This is a genomic window from Acinetobacter courvalinii (genome assembly GCF_014635545.1).
Taxonomy (GTDB): Bacteria; Pseudomonadota; Gammaproteobacteria; order Pseudomonadales; family Moraxellaceae; genus Acinetobacter; species Acinetobacter courvalinii.
In genome coordinates this window covers 174233-190655 of sequence record NZ_BMDA01000004.1, presented here as the reverse complement: position 1 = coordinate 190655, position 16423 = coordinate 174233, and the positions used below count along the sequence as shown (strand labels likewise).

Genomic DNA, 16423 nt, shown 5'->3' with positions numbered 1-16423 from the left:
TTATTAGAGCGTTTTTTTATGACTTGATTTTAATGATGGGCAATCCCTTGCGGAATTGCATTCAATAGTTTCTTGGTATATTCATGCTGTGGATGCAAATACAGTTGATCCGAATTGGCGATTTCAACCAGTTCACCATGATTCATCACCATCACCTGATCTGAAATATATTTCACCACCGATAAATCATGTGAAATAAAGATATAGCTCAATCCAAACTCATCCTGTAGATCCTGCAATAAATTCAATACTTGTGCCTGCACCGATACATCCAGTGCAGAAACCGATTCATCACAAATCAAAATCTCAGGTTTTAAAGTCAAGCAACGTGCAATCGCTATCCGTTGCCGTTGCCCGCCAGAAAACTCATGTGGATAACGGTCATAAGCTTGTACTGGCAGACTTACTCTTTCCAGTAATTCCAAAGCAATCTTTTTCCGTTCCGCATCATTTTGACCAATACCATGAATTCGCATCGGTTCCAATAAAATCTGTCCGATGGTAAAGCGTGGATTAAGTGAAGCATAAGGATTCTGGAAAATGATCTGGATCTTGCGTTGATACTGGCAAAACTCTTTCTCACTCATGGCCAGAATGTCTTTACCGCCAATCAATGCCTGGCCACCGGTTGCTTGGTGTAAACGCATCAATAACAACCCGATGGTGGTTTTACCTGAACCCGACTCACCGACCAAACCCAATGTTTTGCCTTTGGCCAGTTGAAAGGACACCCCTTTCACGGCCTGAAACTCCTCTCGTCCCCATAAGCCTTTACGACTATAAAACGATTTTTTCAGGTCTTTGACCTCTAAAATAATCTGTTCATCTCCCTTCAGACCACGAGTACGTTGTTTGAGATTCAGGTCAGATCGCTGGCTCACTTCAACCCATTGTCCATGTTCCTGTTTCATAAAGTCACTAGTCACAGGCAAGCGGTAAGGTCGTGAAGCCAACTGCGGACGACAATGCAGCAAAGCTTTGGTATAGACATCTTGTGGCCGTTCCAGCACTTGCTCAACCGGACCACATTCCCGAATTTCCCCATGCCGCATGACAATCACCTCATCGGCAATTTCCCCGACCAGTGCTAGATCATGGGTAATAAACAACATCGACATCTGGTGACGTTGTCGTAATGACTCTAGCAAATCAATGATCTGTTTCTGAATGGTGACATCCAGCGCTGTGGTCGGTTCATCCGCAATCAAAAGCTTCGGTTCACAGGCAATAGCCATCGCAATCATGACCCGTTGCTGCTGTCCCCCCGAAAGCTGGCTGGGATAGGCATCAATCTTGGTTTCAGGTGCAGGAATACCAACCTCCCGGAGCAATTCCAATACCCGGGCTCTGGCCTCCTTGCGCCGCAAACCCAGATGAATACGTAGGACTTCGGCAATCTGATCACCAACCGTAAATACCGGATTTAATGAGGACATGGGTTCCTGAAAAATCATGGCAATGTCTTTACCACAAATCTTTCGGATTTCACCTGCTGACAGGTGCAGTAAATCCTTGCCTTCAAACTTGATCTGGCTGCGTTCTGCAATCTGGCTCTGACCTTTTGGCAATAGCCCCATCACCGCCAGTGAGGTCACTGATTTACCGCTGCCGGACTCACCCACCAAAGCCACGGTTTTATTTTTAGGGATCGAAAATGAAATTCCTTTCACGGTTTCAATCCACTGTTTATTTTCGCCTTTAAAGCTGACCCGAAGATCTTGTACCTGTAATAGCGGTATTTCATTCTGATGTTGCATATTGTTCTCTCCGCTATTTCAACTTAGGATCTAGTGCATCACGTAAAGCATCGGTAAACATCGAGAATGCCGTGACCAGTATCGCCATTGCCATTGATGCGGCTGCCAGCTGCCACCATTTCCCCAGAATCAGTTCACTTTGCGCTTCATTCAGCATACTGCCCCAAGACACCACACCGACAGGCACACCAAAACCGAGGAAGCTAAGGATTACTTCCGATTTGATAAAAGACACCACCAGAATCGAAATCTGTACCAGTGCAATATGACTCACATTAGGAAAGATATGCACAAACATACGGCGTAAATGACTGACACCAATCGCCTTGGCAGCAAGCACATATTCACGCGACTTGTGTTTCATATATTCGGCACGAATCAGACGAAATACTCCAGTCCAGCCCGTCAAACCGAGAATAAGTACAATCGACAAAATGCCTTTTTGCTGGAGTACTGCGGCAATCGCCAGGACCAGCAACAAATAAGGAATCGAGGTAAAAATGTTGTAAAACCAGTTCAGAATATCATCGACCCAACCGCCAAAATAACCTGCAATCGCCCCCAGAAAAGTCCCGATCACCACGGCCAGCAGCGCCGACAATAAACCGACCAGAATCGACGTTTCCGCCCCTTTAATGGTTTTTAATAAGATATCCTGCCCCCATTTATCGGCACCAAATGGCAAGGTGGTTTTTAACTCCTGCTTTTGTTCAAGCAAATGCCCACCCAGTTGCTGATCAATTTGCTGCATATCTTCCGCCAAAGGATCAACCACACCATAATGATCCACATAACCGCCTTGCTGTTCATTCTGGATCTCGCTGTTGAGCTGGCGGATGACATCTTTTAAGGGGTCTACCGGATTTTCTGGTAGCGTTTCGTTAAGCTTCGCCGCTTCCCCAGTTGACGAGGCATCGGCATCTGCGCCTAAAAAGGTTGGTGGTGCATAACTGACCGCCACTTCCTTATTCCAGTCCGATGCAATCACACCGGTCATGGATAAGGCCAGCAGGATGAAATAGAACAGCACCACAATAAAGGAAACTACCGCAATACGATCTGATTTCAGTCGCTTTAATGCCAGTTGCCATAATCCTGTCGCAGCAATGGATTCATCAGAAGATGCTTTGCTTTTAAAAATTGTACTTAGCATTGTGCTCTCCTCTACTTCAACTGAACACGAGGATCGAGGAGCTTATAAATCAGATCGGCGATCAGGTTAAAAATCATGGTCATTGCAGCGATATAGACCGTAATTGCCTTGATTACCGGAAAATCGCTACGCTCTACTGCGATAATGATTTCCCGTCCAATTCCCGGGATGCCAAAAAAACGCTCAATCAGGAAGGCACCAATTAACAAAGCCGGTAAACTTGCCATGACTTCGGTCACAATCGGGATGGACGCGTTACGCAGCACATGCACACCCAGTACACGCGATTCGCCCACACCTTTGGCACGGGCGGTACGTACATAATCCTGATGAATCTCATCCAGCACAAAACTGCGATACAGCCGTAAAGTCGGTGCAATACTTACCACCAGCATAATCAGGATCGGTAATAGGGCGTATTGAAACAGGTTTTCACTGAAATGATCACTCCAGCCCTGCACCGGAAACCAGCTCAGTTGATAAGCCAAAACGTACTGGAAGACAATGATATACACCAGAATACTGATCGACATACCAATGGTGCACAGCATCATCACCATACGGTCTGTCAGCGAGCCACGTACCGAAGCAACCGCCAGAGCCAAGATAATTGAAATTACGGTTTGTAAAATCGTCAGTGGAATCAATAACGTCAGTGATGGCCCTAAACGGGTCAGAATAATCTGTGAGACCGATTCACCGGTACTCCAGCTGACACCATAATCAAAGCTCAGAATCTGCTTGATAAAAATCCATAGCTGTACGTAGTAAGGTTGATCTACGCCCAACTGTTTACGGATGTTTTCGATTTGCTCCGGGTTAGACATCTTTCCTGCCAGAATGTATGCAGGATCGCCCCCCACCCAGTTAAATAAAAAGAAAATCAGCAAAATAACACCCAACATGGTCGGGATCATTTGCCATAGTCTACGCACGACATAAGCAAGCATAATGGCAAATCCTTATTTGACCCGTTGACCAGTAATTTCATTAAAAAATGCTTTGTTATCAGGCTCTCGACCTAAGAAGTCTTTCACCAGTTGGGCTGCATCCTTTTGGCTGCCTTGTGACAGAATGGCTTGGCGATAGCGTTGGCCAACTACCGGATTGTTCAAGTTGTCCCCAAAAGCCGACAACATGTCCAGCGCCAGTACTTCAGACCACATATAACCATAGTAGCCAGCCTGATAGCCCATCAAATGCCCAAACTGGCCTGGAAATTCGGTAGTGGGTACATAGCCTAATGCCGTGACTGACTCCATTTTCTTCCAGACATCCATCGGCCGGACTTTCAAGGCATCGGCGCCATGCAAAGCCATGTCGTATTGTGCATACAGGGTCTGACGTGCATAACGCATACCACGTCCATAATTATGGACCGATTTCAAACGGGCAATCAGGGCATCATCCACACGTGGACAAGCTGGATCACAATAATCCGCCACTTTAGCTAAGGTCTCTTTGCGGCGAGCCCATTCCTCATACATTTGTGAAGGCGCTTCAACAAAATCACGCTCTACCGAGGTTCCTGACTGGCCTGAATAACGGGTTTTCGACAGGATGCCATGTAAGGCATGACCAAACTCATGCACAAAGGTTTCAAGCTCATCACTATTTAAACCTTTGCGGTTAAAGTTGGTCACCAGTACAGAAATCGGTTTACGCTTGCTTAAAGTGCTGCCCCCATAGACGCCCCACACCGCTGCATGACCATATTTGCCTTCACGCGGGAATTTATCCATATACAGGCCACCCAGCACTTCGCCGGTTTTCTTGTCTGTCACATCGTAATATTCAACTTCATCCTGCCATGTATCAACTTTGGCGGGTTTAAACTCGATGCCATACAGATCTGAAGAAATCGCAAATAGCCATTTTTGCGCGGCTAAAGTTGGAAAATAATCACGCAGTTTTTCCTGATCAATCTGGTATTTAGCTTTACGCAGCTTTTCACTCCAATACCCCACATTCCAGCGATTAATTTCTGTTTTTTCAATCGGCGTGTTTAAGGTTTTAGCTTTAAACGCACGTAGTTCTTCTACTTCTTTTTGCTCGAGTGGTGCCACCACTTTATGTACATCCGTCAAGAAGCTATTCACTGTTTTTGGTGTTTTCGCCATGCGTTTTTTTAAGGCCAGATCAGCATAACTAGCCTGACCAAACAACTGCGCCAGTTCATAGCGCAAGTCGATAATCTGTTTCAGTAAAACCAGATTCTTTTCCGTACCACGACGGGTAAAGGCGGTTTGATAACGCTTACGTGCAGCATCGCTGTCTGCCAGTTCCATGAAAGGCTGATATTCAGGATATTCAAAGCCTAATAAATAATTACCTTTGTCATTTTTCTTTAACCCTGCAATATAACTGTCAGGTAAGCCCTTTAATCCCGCAGGGGTAAACTCCAGTTTTTCCGGATTATCACGGATATTACGGGAGAACTCTTGCGAAAGTTTGGTCAATTCATCAAAAATCGTTTTCACCCGAGCTCGCTTCTCAGGGGCTAATTGCACACCGGTATCTTCAAAGGCATCGAGGATGTCCTGACGATATTTACGATCAATGGCATCTGCTGCCACAGTATTTTTAATGCGCTGATACAGTTTCGGATTCTGATAAATTTCAGTTTGTAGCTGGTTCAATTTGACTTCACAGTCTTCGGCAGCTTTACGCAATTTCGCATCCGGATCAACATTGCTATATAAGCTGATCGGTCCGGCAAAATCTTCAAAGCTTGCCATCAGTTGATCCCACTCAGCCAAGACTGGTGCGGCATCAGACTGCTGTTTTACTGTTTGTTTTTCAAGTTGAGCAATACGCTGTTGTAATTTTTCTAAGTTGGCATCACACCATTGCGCACTAGCCGCGGTTTTTAAAATAGGTAAGGTGGTTCTTTCAGCCCAGATATTCTGGCTCATGCCGATGGCCGTCATGGATAACAAAGCCAGACTCGATAATTGCAATATTTTTTTCGCCATTCTTTCTCTCCAATTTAATGTGTTGGTTATTTCTTATCTTGTATATCAATGTACATCCACTCGGCTGGCAAGATAGGATGCTTTTTATAGCCCAGCACCCGAGGCTGTGCGACCACAGTCCGATAACGGGTCGAGACGAATTGTACGGGTGAGTAAAACTCTAAAAGACGTGACATTTTGCGATATAACATATCGCGTTCAGGCCCATCGTCCAGTTTCAGGGATTGTTCATATAAACGGTCATATTCTGGTAATTTAAAGCAGGTATGGTTAGTGGCATGAATATTATTGCCATAGAATAACTGCATAAAATTATCGGCATCGGGATAGTCGGCAATCCAGGCAGAGGCTTTAAACATGGTCTTACACTGTTTTTCCACCTTTAAACCTTCCGCGAAAGGAACGGGCTTGGATACCATATTAATTTTGATATTGCTCAGGTCTTTCTTGAGTAGTTCAGCCATTTGCATACTACGGGCACTGCTGGTGGATGGCATAAACTCAATCACCAGCGGCTTGCCATCAGGCAGTCTGCGCCAGCCATCGGCCCCGACTTTATAGTGATACCGATCCAGTAACAGATTTGCGGCCTTGACCGAATAAGGAATACTGCTTTTATACTCAGGGTCATGCCCCGCGACCCCATAAGGAATCGGAGATTCCAGTTTTTTAGCATTGCCTTTAGCCAGAATCGTAATCATTTTATCTTTGGAAATGGCCATCGACATGGCACGGCGCAAGGCGATTTTATCTTTACCAAAACCACCGACCACCGGATTCTGGATATTCCAGTACAAGTAATCAATCGATGGATCCGGTATACGCGACAATTGAATACCTTTCTTGGCCAGCTCGGGCTTTAAGCTGCCATCTTGCTGTAAGGCTTGTGCAGGTAACTCACCGTCCAGTGTGAATAAATCCAGACCGTCTTTCTGAAAAGCAAGCCATCCTGATTGTGATTCTTCAATGACGCGAATATCAATCACTCCGATCTGCGGCATTTTTTTGCCTTGCATCTGCTGGACGATTTTCTGCTCGTCTGGTGTGTTTGCCTTAAAGTTCCAGTTAAAACCGCGATAATCAGGGTTGGCTTTCAAAATAATCCGTGAACCTGGCGTCCAGTGTGCCAGCACATAAGGGCCTGTTCCGACGGGATGCGCCATGGCATAGCCTGTTGTTTTATCCCGATAATGTTCAATCACTTCACGGGCGACTGCTCCTGTCGGTTGATGGGCAAGCAGCATAGGGAAATTATGATTCGGTTCTTTCAGACGAATCACCAAGGTATAACGATCTGGTGTCTGTAATCCGCTGATCGGCTGATCGTAGTTAAATTTTCCGGTTTTACTGGCCTGTTGAATTAAAGCATCCATCCCGTTAATTTTGTCTTCAAATAACCAACTATTCGGTGAGCGTAAATTCGGGTCCAGTAAGCGCTTATAGGAATAGGCATAATCAGCTGCCGTCAACTCTCTGGGCTTGCCTTTAAATACCGGATCAGCAGCAAAATAAATCCCTTTCTTTAGCCGGATGGTATAGGTCAGGCCATCTGCACTGACCTCGGGCAAGGCAACCGCAGTATTCGGAACCAGTTTTGCTGGAGATGCCAGATAGTCATAGGTATAGAGGGTTTCAAAGACAGAATATAAAACATGGGCAGAATATAAATCTTGAGTCGCCACGGGATCAAAGCCCGTTTCTGCCACCGGAAAAGCATAACGCAAGACTTTTTTGGGATCGGCAGGGTTTTTGGCTTGTACTGAGCTGAAACCTGAACCTAGGGTCGTCCCCAATACCAGTGCCAGTCCTGCACGCAAAATAGAAATTTTAAAATTTTGCTTCATCGTATACACATCACTTATTTTTGATTTGGTGAAGCAATATCAAGGTATTGCCAATTGGTATTCATAATAGGATGAGCCTTAAACCCCTGAACTTCTGGTTGAATCAACCAGTTGCGAATCCGTGTATCCTGTAAAATCCAGGTATTGTCGGCCTCAATCTGGCGACTCATTTTTTCATAGAATGGTATGCGTTTTTCAGGTGGTTGCTGCATGGCCTGCTTATATAAATTGTCATAAGCAGTAGATTGATAACAGGACTGATTACCGCGTCCAACATTAGGTCCATAAAGTAACTGAGTGAAGTTTTCCCCTTCAGGATAGTCGGCATGCCATGCACCACTCCACATCATATATTGACACTGCGTGGCCGCTTTTAGGTTATCGGCAAAATTACTGACTTTAAAATCAGCACGTATCCCGATTGCGTCCAGATTTTTCTTCCATAATTCAGAATACATTACTGAAGATGAGCCACTTTCAGTATTGATTTTTAAGGTTAAAGCTTTGCCATTAGGTAGGTTACGATAACCATCGGCACCCTTTTTATAACCGAAATGATCCAGCAGTTTATTGGCCAATACAGGATTGTAGCCAATGCTACTGCGGTAATCGGGGTTATGCCCACTAATCCCTGCAGGAACCAGCATTTCAGCCTTCACTGCCTGGCCTTTTCGTAATATGCGAATATATTCATTCACATTAAACGACATTGCGATTGCTCGCCTTAAGGCAATTTTGTCCAGACTCTTCCCGCCGACTACCGGATCACGCATATTCAACATCGAATAAGTAATCTCAGCCTCTTTATTGGCATACAGGCGAATCCCCTGTTTTTTTATGGCGGGCTTGAGTTGATTGTTGTGATCAAGCACTTTAGGAATCGCATTTGAGGTGACTTTGTCAAAATCGAGCTGCTTGGACTGAAATGCCAGCCAGCGCGACTGTTCTTCTTCAATAATACTGATATTGACCTTGCCGATTTGTGGCATCTGCTTGCCGCTCATTTCCTTAACCAGTTGATTGTCCCAAGCCGTGCCCGTCGATTTAAAGTTCCAGACAAAACCCCGGTAATCCGGATTGGCAACCAGTTCGATCTTGCTGCGAGGGACATATTTACTCAGCATATAAGGGCCCGTACCGACAGGATGCATAGCCAAACGATCTTTATAGTATTCAACCACTTCACGTGCAGTTGCCCCAAATGAACTATAAGCCAGAATATAAGGAAAGTTATAATCAGGTTGCGTCAGCGTAAATTGAATCGTATATTTATCGAGTGCCTTGATCCCTTCAATCTTGGCATCATAATTAAAATTTCCAGTTTTCTTTGCCTGTTCAATCAGCGCATTGGCACCGACAATTTTATTATCAATAAAAGAAAATGATGAAGCATGATTTTTAGGATCTAAAATGCGTTTAATGGAATAAACATAGTCTTCAGCCACCAGCTCCCTGCGCTTACCTTTAAATGCGGGATCATCCGTAAAATAAATACCTGACTTTATTTTAAAGGTATACACCTGTCCATTTTTTTCAATGACCGGTAAACTTTGTGCAGTTCCAGGCATTAGTTTAACGGGATCTGCCAGATAATCATATTGAACCAGTCTTTCAAAAATAACATCAGCGACATTTCCACTATAGTAGTTGAAGGTTTTAACCATATCAAAACCATCATCTGGCGCCTCAAAAGCAACACGGAGTACTTTGTCAGCTTGAGCTGGTGTTTTTGCATAAACCATGGGCATACATGCAACTACACTGGATAAAACAGTGACCGTAATAAAAATAGACTTCAACTTAATACTCACATCATCGTTTTTTAATAAATACTAGACTTTCGCATAGCATTCAACACCACAACCATTTCTCTTCTTTAGATTAACCTTGAAAAATTTTTATCATAAAATCATTTGTTTAATAAAAATTTATCATTTGGAAAAAATTAATCCCAAGAAAGAATGCTTTATCACAAAAAAATTAACTAGCGAATTTCGTGCCACTTTTCCAATAAAAAAATAATGCTTATTTTTTGACCATAAATATTTTAATGCCATTCCGGTTTTCAGGCATCTTAAATAAAAGTAACTTTCTGCCAAATCATATTTTTTTATATTAATTCCCATTTCCATGAAATCATATTAATAAAATACATGTTTTCTGTGGATAGAGAAGCTTTTGCACTATAAAAAAGCAAAAATAAAACGTTATGATTCATTTTAATGCGTAGGAGAAGAACACATTAATTGGTACTTTATGACAAATACCCCACATTCTTTATTATTTTATGTTTTTAATAATTGGTAAAAATATGAAAAGCTTATAAATAAAAACTAAAACACTTTTACATAATTTATTCTACATTAAGCGAAATCTAAAAATAGGGCTTGGCACAGGTCTTGCTAAAACGGATTTATCTAATTTTAGAGTGGCAAACCATTAGGGGTTCAATAAACAATGAAAAAAGCCAACTTCGCTCAACCTAACGCTACGTCAAAAACGAGCAAAACCCTACTTAAACTGAGCACCTTGAGTTTAAGTATGCTGTGTCTAACCATGGCACATGCTGCCGACGCGGACTCAACAACTGAAGAAAAACCCACCAAGGTGGTTAAGGTCGCCGTGACGGGATCTTCCATCAAAGGCGTTGCAGCTCAAAGTGCCTCGCCGATTACCATTATCAAAGCCGACGACCTTGCTAAACAAGGCGTGACCACCGTTGAAGAAGCGTTAACCAAAGTGAGTGCTAACCAGGCTGGTTTCGCAACCGCCCAAAATGTGGGAGCAAGTAATACCGAAGGTTCATCAGCGAATTTACGTGCTTTAGGTACCGACAAGACTTTGATTTTATTGAATGGTCGCCGTTTAGCGTATAGCCCTTTTAGTACATCAACAACCAACTTGAATATTATTCCAATGGCGATGGTTGATCGTATCGAAATCCTCCGTGATGGCGCTTCTGCAATTTATGGGGCAGATGCGATTGCAGGCGTAATCAATTTTATTACCAAAAAGTCCTTTGAAGGATTAAATATTAGCGCGGGTTTAATCCAGCCTGAAGAAAGTGGCGGTGATAAGCAGGATGTCTCAATATTTGGTGGCTACGGAGATCTGGAGGAACAAGGTTTTAATGTGATGGGCGTCATTGATTACCGCCGTTCAAATGACATTATGGCAAGAGATCGTAAAGCCAGTAAACGAGGCGGGCTTCTTCCGGAATTAGGAATTGATGCCAGTTCAGCCAATGGTTTTCCAGCCAATTTTCGTGATCCGAAAACAGGAAAACTTGGCAACCCTTATGCAAGTACAGCATGTAATAATGCTCCAAATACCGTTTCAGATGGTGAACTGTGCTATCTAAATACTCAAGCATTGATCGGTATCGTTCCAAAATCAGAAACAATTTCTGCACTCGGACGCGGCACGTTCAAATTAAATGACAATTTTAATGCTATTGGTGAATATATTTATTCACGTAACGAAGTTACAACGTCTATTGCCCCTGATGTTTACAGCCGTTCGGTTACGCTTCCCTCAACAAGTCCTTATTACCCAGGAAATGGTATTACCCCTGCTGTCAGTGGTTTAAGTGGCGAACCTTTAGAACTTTATTTACGTTCGCAGGCAGGAAATCGTATATCTAATCCTGTCAATGAATCACATCGAGCACTACTTGCTTTGGAAGGTGAAGCGTATGGATGGGATATCAACACGGGGATTTCCTATGCACGCAGTGAAGCAACAGATGGTTTTGCTGGCGGTTACCTCAATCAGAGCCAAGTACAAGCTGCTTTAAATGCTGGGAAACTGAATCCATTTGGTCCAAGTGCGGATCAAAATATATGGCAATCATTTGAAGTTAAGGGAGATACCAATAAAGGCACCTTAACGGCAACGACATTTGACTTTAATGTCAGTCGTCCAATTTATACCCTTCCCGCTGGTGATGTTGGCTTTGCATTCGGGGGAAGCTTTAGTTCTCAAGACTGGAAAGCAAATGTTAACTCAGAAATTGTAAAACAAGTTCCAGGGAGCGGTATTGATCCAGACAAACCAGAAAGTAAAGGTAAACGCGATATCACAGCTGTTTTTACTGAGCTACATATACCCGTTACCAAAACACTAGAAGCCCAACTTGCTGCCCGTTATGACAAATACAGTGATTTTGGTGATACTTTCAATCCCAAAGTCGCCTTCCGTTGGGAACCTTTAAAACAGTTAATGTTCCGTACATCTTATAGTACAGGTTTCCGTGCACCAAGTCTGTATGACATCAATGCACCTCAGAGTAAGACCTATACTGGAGCGAAATACAATGATCCTGTGCTTTGCCCAAATGGCCAAGCCATCTCAGATCAATATAAGACCGAATGTAATACACAGTTTTATCGTACTCAAGGTGGAACTAAAGGTTTGCAACCGGAAGAATCTACCTCGATCACGGCTGGTTTCGTCGTAGAGCCGATTAAGAATCTTGTTTTCTCTGCCGACTATTACAACATCAAAATCGATGGACTGATTAATAGTATTGGTGAAGCCATGATCTTTGGTGATCCGGAAAAATATGCAGATCGCTTCATTCGTGGAGATGATGGTCGTCTCCAATATATCAATAGTGCATTAACCAATATGGGCGGGGTTAAAACTCAAGGGATTGACCTTGCCCTCAATTATCTCTCCCCAATGACCGTAACAGGTCGCTTTGGCTTTGGAATTGATGGTACCTATATTATTAATTATGACAGACAAGAAGAAAAAGGCGGAACTTGGGATGGCTATGCAGGCAAGTACGATGATCCTGCAATTTTACGCTGGAAGCATGTTGCAAATGTAAATTGGAGCTACGAAAACTGGAAAATGGTATTCGAGCAAGAATTCTATCGAGGTTATAAAGACCAGAATGAAACGGGGGATGATAAATATGACAATCACCGTGTTAGTGACTACACCCTCTACAACATTTCAGGAACCTATAAAGGCTTTAAAAATCTAGAACTTACTGCAGGTATAAAAAATATATTTGATGCTGAACCATCTGCATCGAATGTATTAGACAACTTCCAATATGGTTATGACCCACGCTATAGCGATGTCACAGGTCGAGCATATTTCCTAAGAGGCACCTACAAATTTTAATACGTTTCGCCACTATGGCATGACTACTGTTCTGTCGTAGTGGTTCACCGTAATCCTCTGATTCATTGAACATTAAAGTGGTCAGTATCAATTTTTAATTGATCCCTTCCTCCAAACGACGATGAATTCATGATTACAATTTCAGGAGTAATTATGGGCATCCCCTTTTCTGAGAATGAAAATCAACCTGCCAAACGCCTTGTTGGTATTGGTTTGGTGTTATTTCTACATCTCATTATCGCCTATATTCTGATGACAAGTTTAGCGACCGACTTTAGCAAGCCTGTCGATAAGCCTGTAGAACTACAGATTATTCAGGACATCAAACCACCACCGCCTCCAAAACCAGAGGAACCAAAACCTAAAGAAAAGCCACCCGAGCCACCGAAAATGGTCGAAAAAGTGGCCAAAATGCCTGACCCACCTAAACAGGTGGAGAAAGTCACACCTGTGCAAAAACCAGCCCCAGCTCAACCGACCAAAACGGCTGTTGCTACACCAACACCTACGCCTGCTGCAGCAAGTCCAAGTCCTGTTGCTGCTCCAACAGCGCCTGCCGCACCTGCGGCTCCAGCTAAACCGGCAGGAATTTCACGCGGCGTTTCTGAAGGCGAAGCGGGCTGTCAAAAACCTGAATATCCTCGTGAAGCCTTGATGAATGAAGAAGAAGGTACGGTGCGTATTCGTGTACTGGTTGATGGTTCAGGCAAAGTCATTGACTCAAAAGTCAAAAAATCAAGTGGCAGTAAAAGCTTAGATAAGGCGGCTATTAAAGCGTATAGCCTGTGTACTTTTAAAGCAGCAATGAAAGACGGTGTACCACAACAAGAATGGTACGAAATCGAATATCCATTCACGCTTTCCTAATTAAATGTATCGAACAAACAAATTTTTGGAGAATTTAAAGATGACAAACACAGCAAAACGTATTTCTCAAATCGCAGCAATTGGCCTGATTGCAGGAAGTACCTTACTGCCCGTTGCAACCGTGTGGGCCGATGAAACTACGCAAACCACAGCGGTAACAACTGTAGCGACTGATGCCACAGCACAAGCAACACCAACCCCGCCACCATTACCTGCAACTGTTGAAAAAGTCCATAATCCTTATGGCCTGGAAGCCCTGTGGCGCGAAGGTGACTTAGTCGCGAAATCAACCTTGTTTATTTTAGTCCTGATGTCGATTGGGACGTGGTACATCATTCTGTCGAAAGTATTTCAACAAAGTAAAATCAAGCGCCATGCTACAGAAGCTGAGCGTAATTTCTGGGAAGCGGAATCTTTAAATAGTGCAGCCGATAGTTTAAATGCAAACAGTAGCTATCGTTATATTGCAGAAAAAGGCATCCGCTCGACCAAACACCATGACGGTACCTTATTAGAGCGTATTGATTTCAACACATGGGTGACCATTTCAATCCAACGTGCAATCGAAAAAGTACAAAGTCACTTAAGCAATGGTCTAGCCTTCCTTGCTACTGTGGGTTCAACCGCGCCATTTGTCGGCTTATTTGGAACAGTTTGGGGGATTTATCATGCGCTTACAGCGATCGGTATTTCAGGCCAAGCATCGATTGATAAAGTTGCTGGACCTGTGGGTGAAGCACTGATTATGACCGCAATTGGTCTCGCTGTGGCTGTTCCAGCTGTACTTGGTTATAACTGGTTAACCCGTCGTAATAAAGCGGTTATGGACAATGTTCGCTCATTTGGTTCGGACCTACATGCCGTACTCCTCAGCGGTGACTTAAACAGTAACCATCCAAACCGTGATTCTAAATAAGGAACACCATTATGGGCATGATGATTAATTCAGATCAAAATGATGATGATGTGATCGGAACAATTAATACCACCCCGTTAGTCGACATCATGCTGGTACTACTGATTATCTTTTTAATTACAGTGCCAGTGGTCACACACACCGTTCCAGTAAAACTGCCTGAAGAAAAAAATACACCTTATGCCACCACACCACAAAATATCCAGCTTTCAGTGAATAAAACGGGTGATATTTTCTGGAATGAACAACATGTTGCAAATAAGGAAACCTTACTTGCACGCTTACAGGCCGAAGCACAAAAACGTCCGCAGCCTGAGGTTCATATTCGTGGCGATCAACTGACACATTACGACGCGATTGATCAGGTAATCAGTACAACTCAGCAAGCGGGTATTGGCAAAATTGCATTTGTCACGACCCCACCTGCGACCACACCATAATAGGAGAATCACACATGGGTATGAATGTGGGTTCAAAAAATGATGAAGAAGATGTCATGCTCGACGTCAACATGACACCGCTGATTGATGTCATGTTGGTGCTGTTGATTATGTTCATTATCACTATCCCGATTCCGAATAATGCGATTAACATTAATTTGCCAAATGGTACGCCACCGCCACCAACAGATCAAAAACCACCAGAGACCATCAATCTGCGGGTCGATGCGCAAGGGCATATTTTCTGGAATGATCAGGCAGTGGCTGATCGTCAGGCACTAAAGGTTTTATTTGAATCAGTTGCCAAAAAAGCCGATCAGGATCAAATCAAGTTTAAACCTGATGCCCAGGCGGAATATAAAAACATAGCCATGGTGATGGCACTCGCTCAACAGAGCAATGTCACCAAAATTGGCATCGTCAGTAATAACTAAACAATAAAAATAAGAAATTCATTCAATAATGACAAGTTTACTCCTGTGCTAACAAGTTCGCTTGTTAGCTTTTTTTATTTTATTTCACTAATTACAATCGGAATCAGCTTACTACTCACTTTATAGCCTTGAGGTTTATTGTTGCAGGCATCCCCTGTCACGGTGGTTCGAATAACATAAGGTGAATAAGGCATCACATTTAAATAGCCTGAATTATCTCGACCAGTACGACAGTCTTCTGCTCCTGATTTATCATCATAACGCCCTTCGTAAGAAGACTCCTCTACCTCTGCAATCAGCTTACTGGTCCATTGATTTAAATAAACCAGACTTTTACTCGACTCTACGGTGCCCTGTCCTGAGCCTGCGCTTTCAATTTCGATCAGTTGAATCGGCTTACCTTTATAAACAGTTGGATGCACTTTAAAACTATTCGATTGACCACCAAACGCTTTCAAGATTCGCGCCTGCTTTAATTTTGGACGGGTTAATACATAACCTCCCCAAAAGTTACGCCCTGCATTTTCAAAACTCACACCCGATAAATAAGCTTCTTCTCCTGAGATCAGTTTTACGGCTTCAGTAGAATCGATCTGAATGGCTTGGGGTGGATTGGCATTTGAATCTTGTAAGTTGGTGATCCAACTGATGATGGTTTTATCTGTCGGTACAGCAGCATAGGATGCTGAGACTGGAATCAAAAATCCAAATAAAATGGATAGAACTAATTTATTTTTCTTGTTCATTTTAGGCCTTACTTTTATACAAGCGAAACTTTCACATGAAATATGATACTCGGAAACGTCATCCACAACCTGCGTGAATTTTGCAATATATTGTTTCTGCGAGATAATAAAAACAAGAACAAAAAGAGAACAGGTTTTGTGGATGACAATGCCTT

At 43.2% G+C, this 16423-nt stretch carries 12 protein-coding genes; 5 read left to right on the top strand and 7 right to left on the bottom strand.

The annotated features are described in order from the left end of the window. Positions 1-29 precede the first annotated feature (29 nt). Genes IEV39_RS14815 through IEV39_RS14790 form a run of 6 tightly spaced genes read right to left on the bottom strand, consistent with a single transcriptional unit; the run spans position 30 to position 9528 of the window. Positions 30-1757 carry an ABC transporter ATP-binding protein gene (locus IEV39_RS14815; protein ID WP_005283868.1) on the bottom strand — a complete coding sequence of 576 codons (1728 nt, stop codon included), beginning with the start codon at positions 1755-1757 and terminating at the stop codon, positions 30-32. Between the two features lie 13 nt (positions 1758-1770). Next, positions 1771-2910 carry an ABC transporter permease gene (locus tag IEV39_RS14810; RefSeq protein ID WP_005283866.1) on the bottom strand — a complete coding sequence of 380 codons (1140 nt, stop codon included), beginning with the start codon at positions 2908-2910 and terminating at the stop codon, positions 1771-1773. A gap of 11 nt (positions 2911-2921) precedes the next feature. Next, positions 2922-3860, bottom strand: coding sequence for an ABC transporter permease (locus IEV39_RS14805; protein WP_005229006.1), 939 nt, complete (start codon positions 3858-3860; stop codon positions 2922-2924). 12 nt (positions 3861-3872) lie between these two features. Continuing rightward, the gene (locus tag IEV39_RS14800; RefSeq protein WP_005283860.1) at positions 3873-5885 is read right to left on the bottom strand and encodes a M3 family metallopeptidase; all 2013 of its coding nucleotides are present in this window, start codon (positions 5883-5885) and stop codon (positions 3873-3875) included. A gap of 26 nt (positions 5886-5911) precedes the next feature. Beyond that, positions 5912-7729, bottom strand: coding sequence for an ABC transporter substrate-binding protein (locus IEV39_RS14795; protein WP_005283857.1), 1818 nt, complete (start codon positions 7727-7729; stop codon positions 5912-5914). A gap of 14 nt (positions 7730-7743) precedes the next feature. Next, positions 7744-9528, bottom strand: a complete 1785-nt coding sequence (locus IEV39_RS14790) for an ABC transporter substrate-binding protein (protein ID WP_005283855.1) — start codon at positions 9526-9528, stop codon at positions 7744-7746. A gap of 658 nt (positions 9529-10186) precedes the next feature. On the opposite strand from IEV39_RS14790, the gene IEV39_RS14785 reads away from it, so the two are divergent. The 5 genes from IEV39_RS14785 to IEV39_RS14765 all read left to right on the top strand — a co-directional run bounded on the left by IEV39_RS14785 (position 10187) and on the right by IEV39_RS14765 (position 15522). Next, entirely contained in the window at positions 10187-12865 is a 2679-nt protein-coding gene (locus IEV39_RS14785; RefSeq protein ID WP_005283852.1) for a TonB-dependent receptor, read from the top strand. Between the two features lie 153 nt (positions 12866-13018). Continuing rightward, positions 13019-13732, top strand: a complete 714-nt coding sequence (locus tag IEV39_RS14780) for a TonB family protein (RefSeq protein WP_005283849.1) — start codon at positions 13019-13021, stop codon at positions 13730-13732. Between the two features lie 40 nt (positions 13733-13772). Further along, positions 13773-14648 (top strand): MotA/TolQ/ExbB proton channel family protein, encoded by an 876-nt coding sequence (locus tag IEV39_RS14775; protein WP_005283846.1) that lies wholly within the window; start codon positions 13773-13775, stop codon positions 14646-14648. 11 nt (positions 14649-14659) lie between these two features. Continuing rightward, positions 14660-15088: an ExbD/TolR family protein gene (locus IEV39_RS14770; protein WP_005283843.1), complete on the top strand. Its 429-nt coding sequence runs from the start codon at positions 14660-14662 to the stop codon at positions 15086-15088. Between the two features lie 14 nt (positions 15089-15102). After that, positions 15103-15522 carry an ExbD/TolR family protein gene (locus IEV39_RS14765; protein ID WP_005283842.1) on the top strand — a complete coding sequence of 140 codons (420 nt, stop codon included), beginning with the start codon at positions 15103-15105 and terminating at the stop codon, positions 15520-15522. Positions 15523-15596: 74 nt separating this feature from the next. On the opposite strand, the gene IEV39_RS14760 is transcribed toward IEV39_RS14765, so the two are convergent. After that, positions 15597-16268 carry a hypothetical protein gene (locus tag IEV39_RS14760; protein WP_005283839.1) on the bottom strand — a complete coding sequence of 224 codons (672 nt, stop codon included), beginning with the start codon at positions 16266-16268 and terminating at the stop codon, positions 15597-15599. Positions 16269-16423 lie beyond the last annotated feature (155 nt).

Bases quoted from the DNA above. Each gene is read 5' to 3' on its own strand.
- IEV39_RS14775 (WP_005283846.1), top strand. From the start codon at position 13,773: ATGACAAACACAGCAAAACGTATTTCTCAAATCGCAGCAATTGGCCTG.
- IEV39_RS14765 (WP_005283842.1), top strand. From the start codon at position 15,103: ATGGGTATGAATGTGGGTTCAAAAAATGATGAAGAAGATGTCATGCTC.
- IEV39_RS14795 (WP_005283857.1), bottom strand. From the start codon at position 7,729: ATGAAGCAAAATTTTAAAATTTCTATTTTGCGTGCAGGACTGGCACTG.
- IEV39_RS14770 (WP_005283843.1), top strand. From the start codon at position 14,660: ATGGGCATGATGATTAATTCAGATCAAAATGATGATGATGTGATCGGA.
- IEV39_RS14785 (WP_005283852.1), top strand. From the start codon at position 10,187: ATGAAAAAAGCCAACTTCGCTCAACCTAACGCTACGTCAAAAACGAGC.
- IEV39_RS14810 (WP_005283866.1), bottom strand. From the start codon at position 2,910: ATGCTAAGTACAATTTTTAAAAGCAAAGCATCTTCTGATGAATCCATT.
- IEV39_RS14815 (WP_005283868.1), bottom strand. From the start codon at position 1,757: ATGCAACATCAGAATGAAATACCGCTATTACAGGTACAAGATCTTCGG.
- IEV39_RS14800 (WP_005283860.1), bottom strand. From the start codon at position 5,885: ATGGCGAAAAAAATATTGCAATTATCGAGTCTGGCTTTGTTATCCATG.
- IEV39_RS14805 (WP_005229006.1), bottom strand. From the start codon at position 3,860: ATGCTTGCTTATGTCGTGCGTAGACTATGGCAAATGATCCCGACCATG.
- IEV39_RS14760 (WP_005283839.1), bottom strand. From the start codon at position 16,268: ATGAACAAGAAAAATAAATTAGTTCTATCCATTTTATTTGGATTTTTG.
- IEV39_RS14780 (WP_005283849.1), top strand. From the start codon at position 13,019: ATGGGCATCCCCTTTTCTGAGAATGAAAATCAACCTGCCAAACGCCTT.